We start from the raw sequence: 14,559 nt of genomic DNA, 5'->3' as shown, positions 1-14,559 counted from the left end.
GGCCATGGAATCTGCATCACCGCCAAGACTATCGATGCAAGCGGCGGCTGAACCGTCGTCCCTTAAGATGCCAGCCATGCCCACCCTCGCCGAACTCTCCGCCTTCCTCGCCAAGGAATTCCCCCAGACCCCCTGCACCATCGTCGCCGTCGGCAACCAGGGCGCGACCATACGCCACACCGTGGGCGAGGCCGAGTTGAGGCCCGGCGGAACGGTGTCGGGGCCGGTGATGATGGCCACGGCCGATGTGGCGCTGTACGTGGCCATCCTGGGCGAGATCGGCATCGTGCCGCTGGCGGTCACCACCAGCCTGAGCTTCAACTTCATGCGCAAGCCCGCGGGCGACCGCGACATCCTCGGGGTCTGCAAGCTGCTCAAGCTGGGCCGCACGCTGGCTGTGGGCGAGGTGACGCTCTACTCCGAAGGCTCGGACGAGCCCGTGGCCCATGCGGTGGGCACTTACGCGATTCCGCGCTGAGCATCTGTCTCCCGCCATGAAAACCCTGCTGCGCATCTTCGCCGTCACCGTGCTGGTGATGGCCGCACTGACCGGTGCTTTCATCGCCTGGTCCTGGGCGCCCGACCTTCCGCTGGCGCAGCTCAAGGCACGCTGGGCCACGCCGCCCTCGCAGTTCATCGAGGTCGAAGGCCTGCAGGTGCATCTGCGCGACGAGGGGCCGCGCAGCGATCCCGCGCCCATCGTGCTGGTGCACGGCACCTCGGCCAGCCTGCACACCTGGGAGGGCTGGGCGGCGGAGCTGCGCAAGACGCGCCGCGTGATCCGCTTCGACCTGCCGGGTTTCGGGCTGACCGGGCCCAACGCCACGAATGACTACAGCCGGGACGTCTACGTGCGTTTTGTCGGTGCGCTGATGGACAAGCTGGGTGTGCAGCGTTTCGTGATCGGCGGCAATTCCCTGGGCGGCGACGTCGCCTGGACCGTGGCCTACGCCTATCCGCAACGCGTGCAGCGGCTGATCCTGGTGGACGCGGCCGGCTACCCCCTGGAGTCCCTGTCGGTGCCACTGGGTTTCCGCATCGCCGGCACACCGGCCCTGCGCGGCATCATGGCCAACATCCTGCCGCCCGGGTTGATGGCGCAATCGATGCGCAATGTCTATGGCGATCCCGCGCGCGTCACGCCCGATCTGGTGGCGCTGTACACCGACATGGCACGGCGCGTGGGCAACCGCCAGGCGCTGGGCGCGGCGCTGCACCAGCGCCTGGCGCAGCGCGACACCGGGCGCGAGCAGGACATCAAGGCCCTCAGGCTGCCCACGCTGATCCTCTGGGGCGGGCAGGACCGTCTGATCCCGCCGGTTTATGCGCAGCGTTTTGCGGCGGACATCGCCGGATCGAAGCTGGTGATGTTCGAGCAACTAGGTCATGTGCCGCAGGAGGAAGACCCGGCCGCCACGGTGGCCGCGGTGCAGGCCTTTTTGCCATAAGTCAGGGCGTGGCTGGGTTTTCGAGGCACATTGGCTGGTGACCTTGATGTCGGCACTTGGGGTGTGCTGCTTGCCTGGGGCAAGAGACCTATCCCACGAAGGGGGATATCAACGCTGAAGACAGCTTGATCAAGTTTGCAGCATGAACACCCCGTTCATCTTCACGCTCCCCCAAACTTCCCGTTTCGTCACCACGGTCTGCTTGGTTCTCAATGCTGTTGTAATCCATGGTTGACACAATTGCTGGCGATAACCATAATTCACATATGCTCACGGTCATCGAAACCGAGGCATTCAGCGACTGGCTGGCGAGTATCAAGGATCGCCCGACGCGGATACGGTTGCAAATCCGTTTGCGCAAAGTCTCGCTGGGAAATCTGGGGGATGTGAAACCGGTGGGTCAGGGGGTGTTCGAGATGCGCGAGTTCTTCGGGCCCGGCTGGCGCATGTATTACGTGGAGCGCGCGGGGACGATCATCGTGATGCTGGGCGGAGGCGACAAGTCCAGTCAGACGCGTGACATCGAGCGGGCCCAGCGCATGGCCAAGGAGTTGTGATGAGCAAGACCAGGATCAAGACCCGGCCATTCGATATGGCCAACTATCTGCAGAGTGAAGAAGACATTGCCGAGTACCTCCGTCAGGTGCTGGAAGAAGGCGATGCGGCCTTGCTCGCCGCAGCATTGGGTGACGTGGCACGTGCCAGCAATATGGCGCAGCTGGCGCGTGACACGGGCTTGTCTCGCGAGGGGCTTTACAAGGCGTTGTCAGCGGATGGCAACCCCAGCATGGCCACCGTGATGAAGGTGATGAAAGCCATGGGGCTGAAGCTCAGCGTGGAGTCGATGGAAACTCACGCCTGAGACTTCGGCATCACAAACCCTGCGGGCAGATGCAAGTCCGCGCCGCAATCCCGGAGTTCACACTTCGAGGTTGTCAATCAACCGCGTGGTGCCGAGCCGTGCTGCGCCGAGCACGACCAGTGTGTCCGGATGCACAAGGTCGCCGGCCTGCGGGGGCTGCAGGTCGTGGCGGCGGCGCACGGTCAGGTAGTCGGGGTGCCAGCCGCGGTCGGCCAGGGTTTTCATGGCGTGCTGCTCGATGGCGGCGACGTTGCGCTCACCGTTCTGCAGCGCGACGATCATGCCCTTGAGCGTGCGCGAGAGCTGCACGGCCTCGGCGCGTTCAGCGGGGCTCAGGTAGCCGTTGCGCGAGGACAGGGCCAGGCCGTCGTCGGCGCGCAGGGTGGCGCCGGTGACGATCTCGATGGGCAGGGCCAGCTGGGCCACCATGCGGCGGATCACCATCTGCTGCTGGTAGTCCTTGGCGCCGAAGAGGGCCACACGCGGCTGCACGCAGTTGAAAAGCTTGAGCACCACGGTGCACACGCCGGTGAAGAAACCGGGGCGGAAGTGGCCCTCCAGGATGTCGGCGAGTTCCGTGGGGGGGGTCACCTTGTAGCCCTGGGGTTCGGGATAGAGATCCTGCTCGCCGGGCGTGAAGACCACATCGCAGCCGGCGGCCTCCAGCTTGGCGCAATCCGCTTCCAGCGTGCGCGGGTAGGTGCCGAAGTCCTCGTGCGGCAGGAACTGCAGGCGGTTGACGAAGATGCTGACCACCGTGACGTCGCCCAGGGTCTTGGCCTGCTTGACCAGGGCGATGTGGCCGTCATGCAGATTGCCCATGGTGGGCACGAAAGCCGGGCGCTGGTAGTTGGCGAGGTGCGCGCGCAGTTCGGTGATGGTGCGGATGACTTTCATCGGCGCGTCTTCACCAGGCGTGCTGGGCGTTCACGGGGAAGGTGCCTTCCTTCACGGCCTTTACGTAGGCTTCCATGGCGCCGCGCACGCTGCCGGCGTCCGCCATGAAGTTGTGCACGAACTTGGCCATCTTGCCCAGGTTCATGCCCAGCATGTCGTGCAGCACCAGCACCTGGCCGGCGCAGTCCACGCCGGCGCCGATACCGATGGTGGCGCAGTGCGGCATGGCCTGGGTGATGTCGGCCGACAAGGCCGCGGGCACCATCTCCAGCACCAGCAGGGTGGCGCCGGCATCCTGCAGTTCGAGTGCGTGGCGCTTGAGCGTGGCAGCGGCTTCGTCGCCGCGGCCCTGCACACGGTAACCGCCGAGTGCGTGCACGGTCTGCGGCGTCAGGCCCAGGTGGGCGCAGACGGGGATGCCGCGGTCCACGAGGAAACGCACGATCTCGGCCGTCCAGCCGCCGCCTTCGATCTTGACCATGTGGGCGCCGGCCTGCATCAGCACGGCGGCGTTGCGGAAGGCCTGCTCCTTGGACTCATGGAAGGTGCCATAGGGCATGTCGCCGATGATCCAGGCCGTGCCCTGCACGCGGCGCACGCCGCGCGTGACGCTCTCCACGTGGTAGCGCATGGTCTCCAGCGTCACACCCACGGTGCTGCTCAAACCCTGGCAGACCATGCCCAGCGAGTCGCCGATCAGGATGCACTCCACGCCGGCCGCGTCGGCCGTGGCCGCGAAGGTGGCGTCGTAGGCGGTGAGCATGGTGATCTTCTCGCCGCGCGCGTGCAGTTCCTGCAGGCGGGGCAGGCTGATGGGCTTGCGTGTGGCCGGCGCCGAGGCCGGGGGCAGGGTGCCGTAGGGCGAGGCGCCGCTTTGCTGTGTCACGGATGTCTCCTTGGTGTGCGGATAACGACGCCTGCGGCGTCATGACCTCGTTGCTGCGCAACATCGATGACGGCGCTGCGCGCCATGACTTCAGTCATTTCGTCATCGATGCCGCGCAGCGGCGAGGTCATTCTGTCATCCCTCAGGTCTTGCCGGGCGGCTGGTGGGCCGGGCTCAGCCCCAGGCGCTTCATCAGCTGCATGTCGGCTTCGGTGTCGGGGTTGCCGGTGACCAGCAGCTTGTCGCCGTAGAAGATGGAGTTGGCGCCGGCCAGGAAGCACAGGGCCTGGATGGCCTCACCCATCTGCTGGCGGCCGGCCGAGAGGCGCACGCGCGCCTTGGGCATGGTGATGCGGGCCACGGCGATGGTGCGCACGAACTCGAAGGGGTCCAGCGGCGCCTGGTCGGCCAGGGGCGTGCCTTCCACGCGCACCAGGTTGTTGATGGGCACGGACTCGGGGTAGGGGCTCAGGTTGGCCAGCTCGGCGATCAGGCCGGCGCGCTGGCGGTGGGTTTCGCCCATGCCGACGATGCCACCGCTGCAGACCTTCACGCCGGCATTGCGCACGCGGGCCAGGGTGTCCAGGCGGTCCTGGTAGTCGCGCGTGGTGATGATGTCGCCGTAGAAATCGGGGGCGGTGTCGAGGTTGTGGTTGTAGAAGTCCAGGCCGGCGTCGCGCAGCTGCTCGGCGTGGCCCTCTTCGAGCATGCCCAGGGTGGCGCAGGTTTCCAGCCCCAGGTCTTTCACGCCGCGCACCAGTTCGGCCACCTTCTCGACGTCGCGGTCCTTGGGGGCGCGCCAGGCGGCGCCCATGCAGAAGCGCGTGGCGCCGGCATCCTTGGCACGCTGGGCGGCGAACAGCACTTCGTCGAGCTCCATGAGCTTGCTGGCCTTGACGCCGGTCTCGAAGGAAGCCGATTGCGGGCAGTAGCCGCAGTCTTCGGGGCAGCCGCCGGTCTTGACCGAGAGCAGGGTGGCGAACTCGACCTGGGTGGGGTCGAAATTTTCCCGGTGCACGGTCTGCGCGCGGAACAGCAGTTCGGGGAAGGGCAGCTGGAACAGGGCCTCGATGGCGTCCACGCTCCAGCGCTCGGCCTTCGGGGCTGCTGCGGGCGCTGCCGCCCTGGGGCGGTGCAGGGTGATGGTTTGTTCGGTGGCGGTTGTCATGTCGGCTTCCTTGGGTCAGGCGCTGTCGCCGCCGTGGTGATCGGCATGCACCTGCACATGCGATGCCTCCTGCACCGGGATGTGGCTGCGCTGTTCCTTGATGCGGTTCTGGTCGTCCACGAAGACCAGCTTGGGCTGGTAGCCCTTGCACTTCTCTTCCGGCACCTGGCCGAAGGCCGCGATGATGAGCAGGTCGCCCACGGCGGCGCGGCGCGCGGCCGAGCCGTTGACCGAGATGATGCCGGAGCCGCGCTCGCCGCGGATGGCGTAGGTGATGAAACGCTCGCCGTTGTTGATGTTCCAGATGTGAACCTGTTCGTTCTCCATCAGGTTGGCGGCTTCCAGCAGGTTCTCGTCGATGGCGCAGGAGCCCTCGTAATGCAGCTCGCAGTCGGTGACGGTGGCGCGGTGGATCTTGGATTTGAGCAGGGTGCGGTACATGGCGATCAGTGCGCGGGCGGCACCAGGAGGGTGGGTTGGGCAGTGGCGTTGGTCTGCGGGTAATCGCGGCTGAAATGCAGGCCGCGGCTTTCATGGCGTGATTGTGCGCTGCGCACGATCAGGTCCGCAACCTGCACGAGGTTGCGCAATTCCAGCAGATCGCGCGTGACGTGGAAGCTGGAATAGAACTCCTGGATTTCCGAGCGCAGCAGCTCGATGCGGTGCGCCGCCCGCTCCAGGCGCTTGTTGGTCCGGACGATGCCCACGTAGTCCCACATGAAGCGGCGCAGCTCGTCCCAGTTGTGCGAGATCACCACGGCCTCGTCGGCGTCGGTCACGCGGCTGTCGTCCCAGGCCGGCAGGGCCGGTACGGCAGCGGGTTTTTCCCGGGCGATGGACTGGGCCGCGGCGCGCGCGTAGACCATGCACTCGACCAGGGAGTTGCTGGCCAGACGGTTGGCGCCGTGCAGGCCGGTGTAGGCGGTCTCGCCCACGGCGTACAGGCCGGGCAGGTCGGTGCGGCCGTCCAGGTCGGTGACCACGCCGCCGCAGGTGTAGTGCGCGGCCGGCACCACGGGGATGGGCTGCGTGGCCATGTCGATGCCCAGCGCCAGGCAGCGCGCGTAGATGTTGGGGAAATGCTCCAGCAGGAAGTCCTTGGGCTGGTGCGAGATGTCCAGGTAGACACAGTCCAGTCCGTGCTTTTTCATCTCGAAGTCGATCGCCCGGGCCACCACGTCGCGTGGCGCCAGTTCCTCGCGTTCGTCGTGCGCGGGCATGAAGCGGGTGGCCCCCGCCGATGCCGGCAGCAGCAGCTTGCCGCCCTCGCCGCGCACCGCTTCGCTGATCAGGTAGGACTTGGCGTGCGGGTGGTAGAGGCAGGTGGGATGGAACTGGATGAATTCCATATTGCCCACGCGGCAGCCGGCGCGCCAGGCCGCGGCGATGCCGTCGCCCGTGGCGGTGTCGGGATTGGTGGTGTAGAGGTAGACCTTGCCGGCGCCGCCCGTGGCCAGGATGGTGTGCGGCGCGCTGAAGGTGTCCACCACGTCGGTGGCTTCGTTCAGTGCGTACAGGCCCAGGCAGCGCTGGCCGCCCAGCCCGAGCTTGGCGCTGGTGATCAGGTCCACCAGCATGTGGTGCTCGAACAGGGTGATGCTGGGCGTGGCCCGCACCCTCTTCATCAGCGTGTCCTGCACGGCCGCGCCGGTGGCGTCGGTCACATGCACGATGCGGCGTTCGCTGTGGCCGCCTTCGCGTGTGAGGTGCAGGTGGCCGTCTTCCTGCGAGAAGGGCACGCCCAGGTCCTGCAGCCAGCGGATGCTCTCGGGCGCCTGCTCCACGACAAAACGCGTGGCGTCCAGGTCGCACAGGCCGGCGCCGGCCACCAGGGTGTCCTGCACATGCGAGGCCAGCGTGTCGCCCTCGCCCATGACGGCGGCGATGCCGCCCTGGGCCCAGCGGCTGGAGCCGTCGTTGAGCGCGCGTTTGGTGATGACCGCCACGCGGTGCGTGGGCGCCAGGTGCAGGGCGGCGCTCAGGCCCGCCAGGCCGCTGCCCACGATGAGAACGTCAAAGGAATGGGATGCCGGCGACACGGGTGTTCAAAGGAGTAGGAGTGGGTCAGGCCGGTGTATAGGCCAGCCGCACGTAGATGGGGGCGAAGGCCTCGGCCTGGGTGATGTCGATCAGGGTTTCCTTGGCCAGCTCCAGCAGGGCGATGAAGGTCACCACCAGCACGGGCACACCCTTGGAGGCATCGAACAGGTGTTCGAACTCGACGAACTTCTGGCCCTGCAGCTGGCGCAGCACGATGCTCATGTGTTCTCGTACCGAGAGCTCTTCGCGCGAGATCTTGTGGTGCTGCACGAGCCTGGCGCGTTTGAGGATGTCGGCCCAGGCTTCCTGCAGGTCGACCATGTGCACGTCGGGAAAACGCGGCTGCAGCGATTGCTCGATATAGACCTGCGCCTTGAGGAAGTCGCGCCCGTACTGCGGCAGATTGCCCAGCTGGGCCGCGGCGATCTTGATCTGCTCGTACTCCAGCAGGCGGCGCACCAGCTCGGCGCGCGGGTCTTCGGCTTCCTCGCCCTCGGCCACCTTCTTGGGCGGCAGCAGCATGCGCGACTTGATCTCGATCAGCATGGCCGCCATCAGCAGGTACTCGGCCGCCAGCTCCAGGTTGCGGTCGCGGACCTGGTCCACATAGGTGAGGTACTGGCGCGTGACCGCGGCCATGGGGATGTCGAGGATGTTGAAGTTCTGCTTGCGGATCAGGTAGAGCAGCAGGTCCAGCGGGCCTTCGAAGGCTTCGAGGAAAACCTCCAGCGCGTCCGGCGGGATGTACAGGTCCTGCGGCATCGTGAACAGCGGCTCGCCATACAGGCGTGCCACGGCCACGTGGTCCACCACCTCGGGCATGACCGCGGCGTGCGGGGCCCCGGCGGCTTGCAGGCCGGCGCTGTCGTGGGGATCGCTCATCGAGTGCTTCGTCGCGGGCGCGGCCCGGCGATCACTTGGTGCCGCTGGTCTGGTAGACGTAGGGTGTCTGCGCCACGCGGGCGGACTGGTAGCCCTCCTGCGCCTGGCGGTCCACCGCCTTGTCCCAGAGCAGCTCGCGGCCCTGGCGCTGGCGGGCTTCCAGGTCGGGTTGGGTCGTCTTGAGCTGGTTGATGAACTGGGTGGCGTCGGACTGGTAGTCAGGGCGGCGGAAGAGATGCATGGGGCTAAACCTTGTCGACAGGAACCGGCCATTTTAGCCACTTGCCCCAGGGCGCCCTGTCGCCAGGGGCGGTGGGGTATTCAGGGAACTGAAGCCGGGGTGATGGCGGCGGCCAGCCCGGTGGCCAGGTCCGGGCAGATGTCCTGTGCCGGCAGCAGCTCCAGCAGGCCGCTGCGCCGGGCGATGTCCAGGGGCTGGTGCGCCAGGCCGCACAGGATCAGGCGCACGCCGCGGCGCTGGCAGCCGTGCGCCAGGTCCATCAGGGTGTCGGCGCCCGAGGAATCCACATAGATCAGGTTCTTCAGGTCCAGCACCAGGGCCTGGCCCGGCAGCTGGTGCTCCATGGTCTCGACCAGCTTGACGGCGCCGAAGAACAGGGCGCCGTAAAGCCGCCAGGCCTGCACCCGCCCGTCCTGGCCGGGGAGGCTGACGGCCTCGGCCCGCGTCAGGCTGGAGATGCGGTAGATGAAGGTCAGGCAGGCCGCGAGCAGCCCCACCTCCACCGCCACCGTCAGGTCCACGATCACGGTCAGGCCGAAGACCGCGAGCAGGGTCAGCCGATAGGGCAGGCGGTACTGGCGCAGTTGCAGGAAGGCGCGCCATTCACCCATGTTCCAGGCCACGTAGACCAGGATGCCGGCCAGCGCGGCCAGCGGGATGTGGCTGGCCAGGGGCGCGGCCAGCAGGACCACAAGCAGCAAAGTGAGCGCATGCACCATGCCGGCCACCGGGCTACAGGCCCCGCTCTTGGCGTTGGTGACGGTGCGCGCGATGGTGCCGGTGGCGGGCATGCCGCCGAAGAAGGGCGTGATGAAGTTGGCCACGCCCTGGGCCATGAGCTCCTGGTTGGGGTTGTGGCGGTCTTCGGTCAGGCCGTCGGCGATGCGCGCGCACAGCAGGGACTCGATGGCGCCCAGCAGGGCCAGGGTCAGGGCGGGCATGAGCAGGAACTGCACCGTGCTCCAGCTGAATTCGGGCCAGACGAAGGCCGGCAGGGCGGCCGGGATGCCGCCGAACTTGCTGCCGATGGTCTCCACTGGCAACTCCAGCGTCCAGCTGACCCCCGTGGCCAGTGCCAGGGCCACGATGCTGCCAGGCACCACGGTGAGCCTGCCCGTGAAAGGCAGCCCGGCCGGGCCCAGGCGCGGCATGACCTGCTGCCAGACCACCACCAGCCCCAGCGAGCCCAGGGCCAGGGCCAAGGCGGCCAGATTGGCGGTGTGCAGCGCGCCGCCCAGCGCCTGCAGCATGGCGAAGAAGCTGGCCGGCACGCTGGCCAGCGCCAGGCCCAGGAAGTCCTTGACCTGGGACAGCATGATGAGCACGGCGATGCCATTGGTGAAGCCGATCACCACGGCCACGGGGATGAAGCGGATCAGCGTGCCCAGGCGGAACAGGCCCATGAGGAAGAGCAGCACCCCCGACATGGCCGTGGCGATGATCAGGTTGGCCAGGCCGTAGCGCTCCAGGATGCCGTAGACGATGACGATGAAGGCGCCGGCCGGCCCGCCGATCTGCACGCGGCTGCCGCCCAGGGCGGAGATGATGAAGCCGGCGATGATGGCGGTGAACAGGCCGGCCTCGGGCTTGAGCCCGGAGGCGATGGCAAAGGCCATGGCCAGCGGCAGGGCCACCACGCCCACCGTGAGGCCGGCGCCCAGGTCGCGGGCGAAATGCGTGCGTGTGTAACCGGGCAGGGTGTCGAACAGCTTGGGGCGGAAGGCGGCCAGTGTTCGGGCGGATTCGGCTGCAGGCATGGCAGATCAGTGTACGCCCGGCCTGCCGGCTTCGGCGCTTTCTCGGCCGGGAGTGGCGGGCGGCGCCAGCCGACCGTGGCGCAGGTCGTACAGCAGCGGTCCCGAAACCAGCAGGCCCAGCAAAGCGGCCAGCGGCAGGGTGGTGAGGTAGCCCCAGAACTTGAAGCCCAGGGCGCCCAGCACGCCGCCCACGAAAAAGGCCGTCACCAGCGAGAGGTGAATGGACAGCTTGCGCCGGTTGGCCAGCACCTTGGTTGGGGCTGGGGACCGGTTGAAGTAGACCAGCTTGCCCAACTCGATACCGATGTCGGTGACCAGGCCCGTCACGTGGGTGGTGCGGATCTCGGCGTTGGAGACCTTGGTGATCACCGCGTTCTGCAGGCCCATGATGTAACAGAGCAGCAGCACGGTCAGCGGCGCGAACAGCTCGGCATGCCGGTTGATGGCCGCGCCGAAGAGGCCGAAGACCAGCAGCAGGCTGGTTTCCAGCAACAAGGGCCGGGCAAAGGCGCTGCGCAGCTGGCGGCGCAGGCCCCAGTTGACCATCAGGGCGGTGGTCATGGCCCCGCCCACAAAGGCGGCCATGGCCGCCAGGCTGGCCGCCACCAGGGCGAACTGGCCCAGCACCAGGTGGTCGGCCACCGATGACAGCAGGCCGGTCATGTGGGAGGTGTACTGGCCGATGGCCAGGAAGCCGCCGGCGTTGGTCGCGCCGGCGACGAAGCTCAGGCAGATCCCTAGCCGCAGGTTGGCGAGCGGGGAGCGGTGGACATCGGTCCACCAATGGGGGTGGAATGCAGGCCGGGGGCGGGGCATGTGTCCAGTTTAGCGGCAGCCTCGGGGGCCTCTTTTTCGCCTGGCGAGATGGAATGTGTTGTCCTATGACCCTTTTGGGGGATAGGCAGACCGGCTACGCCTGCCTATATTGGAGGGGCTGCTGTCACAGCCATCAGGTAAGGGGCACACCGGCAAGGAGTCGGTCGGTGTGCCCTGCAGGTTTTTTTGGGGTGACAAACCCCTGTTACTCCACTCATCAGGCTCCCGGTGAAGCATCTGGCGGATTTCGTGGGCATGACGGGCCATCGCTGGCTGACGTCATTGGCTGTGCTCGTCCTGCTGGCTGCGGCAGGGCTGACCGGCAGCCTGATGCTGCTGGCTCCACCCGGCCTCCCGACCGCGATGGCCATCGTCCTGGGCCTGGTCTTGATTCTGGGGCTGGTGCTGCTGGGCCGGGCGGTCGTGCGCCATGTGCTCGACGGCGAGTACGAGCGCCAGGCCCTGGAAATGAGCTACCAGTGTTTGCAGGAGGCCATCGAGGCCCTGCCTCTGGGTGTGGCGGTTTATGACCAGCACGACCGGCTGGTGCTCTACAACCGATCGGCGGCCGAAATGGCGCCTTACCGCTACGGTGGTGAACTCATCGGGCAGACCTTCGAAACCATCATCCGCCGCGCACTGGCGCACGGCGCCATCCCCGACGCCCTGGGCCGCGAAGAGGACTGGCTGCGCGAGCGCATGACCGGGCGCGGCAAGCTCAACCGGCCCCTGCTGCGCCCGCGTCCCGATGGGCGCTGGATGCACCTCTACGAAATCAGCACGTCTTCGGGTTGCCTGGTCATGGCGCGGCTGGATGTGACCGAGCTGGTGCAGAAGAGCATGGCGCTGGAACGCAGCAACCAGCAACTGGAGCGGCTGTCCGCCACCGACGGCCTGACCGGCCTGGCCAACCGCCGCCAGTTCGACCAGCATCTCTACACCGAGTGGCAGCGCAGCATGCGCAGCCGCCAGCCGATTTCCCTGCTGCTGCTCGACATCGACCACTTCAAGCGCTACAACGACCGTTATGGTCATCTGGCCGGTGACGCCTGCCTGCGTCAGGTGGCTTCCATCCTCTATGACTGCGCGCAACGCTCGGGCGAACTGGTGGCCCGTTACGGCGGCGAGGAGTTTGCGCTGCTGCTGCCGGCCGCTGACGGCGATGTGGCGATGACAGTGGCGCAGCGCTGCATGGACGAGATCGCCCAGGCCCGTATCCCGCACGAGGATTCACCTGTGGCCGAGTACCTGACCTGCAGCATCGGCATAGCCACCGTCGTCGCCACGCAGGACCTGGTGGCCGAGAGCCTGGTGCGCTGCGCTGATGAGGCGCTGTACCGGGTCAAGAGCAGCGGCAGAGCCCACTATATTGTGGCGCCCTGTCCAGCTTGATCTTCAGCGCACCCGCATGCCCGGCTGCGCGCCTGGCCAGGGGTTGAGCACATAGATGCCGGGTTCAGCCTTCTCGTCGGCGTGGCTGGCGGCGAGCACCATGCCTTCCGATACACCGAACTTCATCTTGCGCGGGGCCAGGTTGGCCACCATCACGGTGAGTTTGCCGACCAGCTCTTCGGGTTTGTAGGCGCTGGCGATGCCAGAGAAGACGTTCCGGGTCTTGCCTTCGCCCACGTCGAGCGTGAGGCGCAGCAGCTTGGTCGAGCCTTCCACCGCTTCGCATTTGACGATCTGGGCAATGCGCAGGTCGATCTTGGCGAAGTCGTCGATGCTGATCGCGGGGGCAATTTCTTCACCGCCCGGTGTGGTTCTTTCTGCCACAGGCTTTGGCTGCGCCGGTGGCTCAAAAAGTGCATCAAGCTGCTTGATGTCAACGCGCTGCATCAGATGCTGGTATGGTGCCAGCGCGGTTGGGAAGACACCCAAATCATCCCAAGTAAATGAATGATCTTGTTTAAATAGTTCTAAAGCAACTCTGGTTGTGAGGGATGGCAGTATTGGCGAGAGAAAAATACTTAAATGTCGAAAGGCTATAACAGCAACAGAACAAACTTCATGGAGGACCTGCTGAGTTAGTTCGGATGGTTCGACCTTCAATTTTTTAGCCAAATCCCATGGTTTATGGGAGTCAAAGTAAGCATTAATTTCATCTGCGTACTTTGTTATTAGTCTGACTGCAAGACCGTATTCTCTGTCTTCAAAATACTGTCGTATCGATCCAGCGTAAGTCATTCCACGCTCAAGCAATAGATTCCCTTCTCCTGCGTATGCGGAGAACGGAATTCGATTGTTTCCTTGAATCAAAAACATTTCAGTACCTTGACTGATTTTTCCGTCAAAAGACTCGGATAGAAACTTCGCCGCACGGCTGGCGATGTTGACGTACTTGCCAATCAAGTCCGAATTCACCCGCGCCATGAAGTCGTCGGCGTTGAAGTCGATGTCCTCGTTGCGCCCGCTGAGCTTGGCGGCCAGGTAATACCGCAGCCACTCGGGGTTCATGCCCAGCGAGAGGTATTTGAGCGGATCCAGGCCGGTGCCGCGGCTCTTGCTCATTTTCTCGCCGTTGTTCACGGTCAAAAAACCGTGAACAAAGACATTGTTGGGCGTCTTGCGGCCGCTGAAATGCAGCATCGCGGGCCAGAACAGGGTGTGGAAGGTGACGATGTCCTTGCCGATGAAGTGGTACTGCTCCAGATCGGGGTTGGCCATATAGGCATCAAAATTCTCGCCGCGCTTTTCCAGCAGGTTCTTGAGGGACGCCAGGTAGCCCACCGGCGCGTCCAGCCACACATAGAAGTACTTGCCCGGCGCATCGGGAATCTCGATGCCGAAGTAGGGCGCATCGCGCGAGATGTCCCAGTCGCCCAGGCCTTCGCTCTTGCTGCCGTCCGGGTTGCTGCGTACCGTGAACCATTCCTTGATCTTGTTCGCCACCTCGGGCTGCAGTTTGCCGTCTTGTGTCCAGTTCTCCAGAAACTCTACGCAGCGTGGGTCGGACAGTTTGAAGAAAAAGTGTTCGGAGTTTTTGAGTTCAGGCTTGGCGCCGGACAGGGCCGAGAACGGATTGATCAGGTCGGTGGGCGCGTAGACCGAGCCGCACACTTCGCAGTTGTCGCCGTACTGGTCCTTGGCGTGGCATTTGGGGCACTCGCCCTTGATGTAGCGGTCGGGCAGGAACATGTTCTTCGCGGGGTCGAAGAACTGTTCGATGGTGCGCACCTCGATCAGGCTGCCATCGGCACGGTCACGCAGGTCGCGGTAGATCTGGCGCGCCAGTTCGGTGTTCTCGGGCGAGTGGGTGCTGTGCCAGTTGTCAAAGCTGATATGAAAGCCATCCAGGTACTGTTTGCGGCCTGCGGCAATGTCGGCCACGAACTGCTCGGGCGTTTTTCCGGCCTTCTCGGCGGCGATCATGATGGGCGCGCCGTGCGTGTCGTCGGCCCCGACGAAGTTCACCTCGTGGCCCAGCATGCGCTGGAACCGCACCCAGATGTCGGCCTGGATGTACTCCATGATGTGGCCGATGTGGAAGTTGCCGTTGGCGTAGGGCAGGGCGGTGGTGACGAAGAGCTTGCGGGTCATGAAAAGGCTTTTTTCGCAGGGC

The 14,559-nt window shown here is 65.5% G+C and carries 16 protein-coding genes; 5 read left to right on the top strand and 11 right to left on the bottom strand.

Translation table 11 applies throughout. From position 1 onward, the window contains the following. Positions 1-76 precede the first annotated feature (76 nt). The 4 genes from ACYVH8_RS17060 to ACYVH8_RS17045 all read left to right on the top strand — a co-directional run bounded on the left by ACYVH8_RS17060 (position 77) and on the right by ACYVH8_RS17045 (position 2,310). Complete coding sequence (locus ACYVH8_RS17060) at positions 77-478, top strand: PaaI family thioesterase (protein WP_460490015.1); 402 nt, start codon at positions 77-79, stop codon at positions 476-478. Between the two features lie 16 nt (positions 479-494). Then, positions 495-1,448 (top strand): alpha/beta fold hydrolase, encoded by a 954-nt coding sequence (locus ACYVH8_RS17055; protein ID WP_460490014.1) that lies wholly within the window; start codon positions 495-497, stop codon positions 1,446-1,448. Positions 1,449-1,714: 266 nt separating this feature from the next. Then, on the top strand, positions 1,715-2,005 hold the full coding sequence (locus ACYVH8_RS17050) for a type II toxin-antitoxin system RelE/ParE family toxin (RefSeq protein ID WP_460490013.1): 291 nt from the start codon (positions 1,715-1,717) through the stop codon (positions 2,003-2,005). After that, positions 2,005-2,310, top strand: coding sequence for an addiction module antidote protein (locus tag ACYVH8_RS17045; RefSeq protein WP_460490012.1), 306 nt, complete (start codon positions 2,005-2,007; stop codon positions 2,308-2,310). Before ACYVH8_RS17050 ends, ACYVH8_RS17045 begins: the two co-directional genes overlap by 1 nt. 57 nt (positions 2,311-2,367) lie before the next feature. On the opposite strand, the gene panC is transcribed toward ACYVH8_RS17045, so the two are convergent. From panC to ACYVH8_RS16995, 10 genes are all read right to left on the bottom strand, one after another. Continuing rightward, positions 2,368-3,207 carry a pantoate--beta-alanine ligase gene (gene panC, locus ACYVH8_RS17040; protein WP_460490011.1) on the bottom strand — a complete coding sequence of 280 codons (840 nt, stop codon included), beginning with the start codon at positions 3,205-3,207 and terminating at the stop codon, positions 2,368-2,370. Positions 3,208-3,217: 10 nt separating this feature from the next. After that, positions 3,218-4,093 carry a 3-methyl-2-oxobutanoate hydroxymethyltransferase gene (gene panB, locus ACYVH8_RS17035; protein ID WP_460490010.1) on the bottom strand — a complete coding sequence of 292 codons (876 nt, stop codon included), beginning with the start codon at positions 4,091-4,093 and terminating at the stop codon, positions 3,218-3,220. Further along, entirely contained in the window at positions 4,090-4,224 is a 135-nt protein-coding gene (locus ACYVH8_RS17030) for a hypothetical protein (protein WP_460490009.1), read from the bottom strand. Before ACYVH8_RS17030 ends, panB begins: the two co-directional genes overlap by 4 nt. Before the next feature lie 11 nt (positions 4,225-4,235). Further along, entirely contained in the window at positions 4,236-5,261 is a 1,026-nt protein-coding gene (bioB, locus tag ACYVH8_RS17025; RefSeq protein WP_460490008.1) for a biotin synthase BioB, read from the bottom strand. A 15-nt stretch (positions 5,262-5,276) separates the two neighbouring features. Then, positions 5,277-5,702 (bottom strand): aspartate 1-decarboxylase, encoded by a 426-nt coding sequence (gene panD / locus ACYVH8_RS17020; RefSeq protein ID WP_460490007.1) that lies wholly within the window; start codon positions 5,700-5,702, stop codon positions 5,277-5,279. A 5-nt stretch (positions 5,703-5,707) separates the two neighbouring features. Then, positions 5,708-7,300, bottom strand: a complete 1,593-nt coding sequence (gene nadB / locus ACYVH8_RS17015; protein ID WP_460490006.1) for an L-aspartate oxidase — start codon at positions 7,298-7,300, stop codon at positions 5,708-5,710. A 25-nt stretch (positions 7,301-7,325) separates the two neighbouring features. After that, positions 7,326-8,183 (bottom strand): segregation and condensation protein A, encoded by an 858-nt coding sequence (locus ACYVH8_RS17010; RefSeq protein WP_460490005.1) that lies wholly within the window; start codon positions 8,181-8,183, stop codon positions 7,326-7,328. A gap of 31 nt (positions 8,184-8,214) precedes the next feature. Next, entirely contained in the window at positions 8,215-8,424 is a 210-nt protein-coding gene (locus tag ACYVH8_RS17005; RefSeq protein ID WP_460490004.1) for a DUF3460 family protein, read from the bottom strand. Between the two features lie 80 nt (positions 8,425-8,504). Further along, positions 8,505-10,181: a SulP family inorganic anion transporter gene (locus ACYVH8_RS17000; protein ID WP_460490003.1), complete on the bottom strand. Its 1,677-nt coding sequence runs from the start codon at positions 10,179-10,181 to the stop codon at positions 8,505-8,507. Between the two features lie 6 nt (positions 10,182-10,187). After that, positions 10,188-10,997, bottom strand: coding sequence for a YoaK family protein (locus ACYVH8_RS16995; protein WP_460490002.1), 810 nt, complete (start codon positions 10,995-10,997; stop codon positions 10,188-10,190). Between the two features lie 228 nt (positions 10,998-11,225). Here ACYVH8_RS16995 and ACYVH8_RS16990 point away from each other — a divergent pair, with 228 nt between their 5' ends. Further along, the gene (locus ACYVH8_RS16990; protein ID WP_460490001.1) at positions 11,226-12,389 is read left to right on the top strand and encodes a GGDEF domain-containing protein; all 1,164 of its coding nucleotides are present in this window, start codon (positions 11,226-11,228) and stop codon (positions 12,387-12,389) included. A gap of 3 nt (positions 12,390-12,392) precedes the next feature. Here the strand turns inward: ACYVH8_RS16990 and metG are convergent, their stop codons facing one another. Continuing rightward, positions 12,393-14,537 (bottom strand): methionine--tRNA ligase, encoded by a 2,145-nt coding sequence (metG, locus tag ACYVH8_RS16985; protein WP_460490000.1) that lies wholly within the window; start codon positions 14,535-14,537, stop codon positions 12,393-12,395. Positions 14,538-14,559 lie beyond the last annotated feature (22 nt).

It is taken from the genome of Curvibacter fontanus, from assembly GCF_054780335.1.
This window is presented reverse-complemented; position numbering and strand designations above follow the sequence as displayed.

What these genes read in the sequence shown, in the direction of transcription:
- ACYVH8_RS17000 (WP_460490003.1), bottom strand. Translation starts at nt 10,181, where the DNA reads ATGCCTGCAGCCGAATCCGCCCGAACACTGGCCGCCTTCCGCCCCAAG.
- ACYVH8_RS17030 (WP_460490009.1), bottom strand. Translation starts at nt 4,224, where the DNA reads ATGACCTCGCCGCTGCGCGGCATCGATGACGAAATGACTGAAGTCATG.
- ACYVH8_RS17005 (WP_460490004.1), bottom strand. Translation starts at nt 8,424, where the DNA reads ATGCATCTCTTCCGCCGCCCTGACTACCAGTCCGACGCCACCCAGTTC.
- panD (WP_460490007.1), bottom strand. Translation starts at nt 5,702, where the DNA reads ATGTACCGCACCCTGCTCAAATCCAAGATCCACCGCGCCACCGTCACC.
- ACYVH8_RS17055 (WP_460490014.1), top strand. Translation starts at nt 495, where the DNA reads ATGAAAACCCTGCTGCGCATCTTCGCCGTCACCGTGCTGGTGATGGCC.
- ACYVH8_RS17010 (WP_460490005.1), bottom strand. Translation starts at nt 8,183, where the DNA reads ATGAGCGATCCCCACGACAGCGCCGGCCTGCAAGCCGCCGGGGCCCCG.
- ACYVH8_RS17050 (WP_460490013.1), top strand. Translation starts at nt 1,715, where the DNA reads ATGCTCACGGTCATCGAAACCGAGGCATTCAGCGACTGGCTGGCGAGT.
- metG (WP_460490000.1), bottom strand. Translation starts at nt 14,537, where the DNA reads ATGACCCGCAAGCTCTTCGTCACCACCGCCCTGCCCTACGCCAACGGC.
- panC (WP_460490011.1), bottom strand. Translation starts at nt 3,207, where the DNA reads ATGAAAGTCATCCGCACCATCACCGAACTGCGCGCGCACCTCGCCAAC.
- ACYVH8_RS16995 (WP_460490002.1), bottom strand. Translation starts at nt 10,997, where the DNA reads ATGCCCCGCCCCCGGCCTGCATTCCACCCCCATTGGTGGACCGATGTC.
- ACYVH8_RS17060 (WP_460490015.1), top strand. Translation starts at nt 77, where the DNA reads ATGCCCACCCTCGCCGAACTCTCCGCCTTCCTCGCCAAGGAATTCCCC.
- ACYVH8_RS17045 (WP_460490012.1), top strand. Translation starts at nt 2,005, where the DNA reads ATGAGCAAGACCAGGATCAAGACCCGGCCATTCGATATGGCCAACTAT.
- bioB (WP_460490008.1), bottom strand. Translation starts at nt 5,261, where the DNA reads ATGACAACCGCCACCGAACAAACCATCACCCTGCACCGCCCCAGGGCG.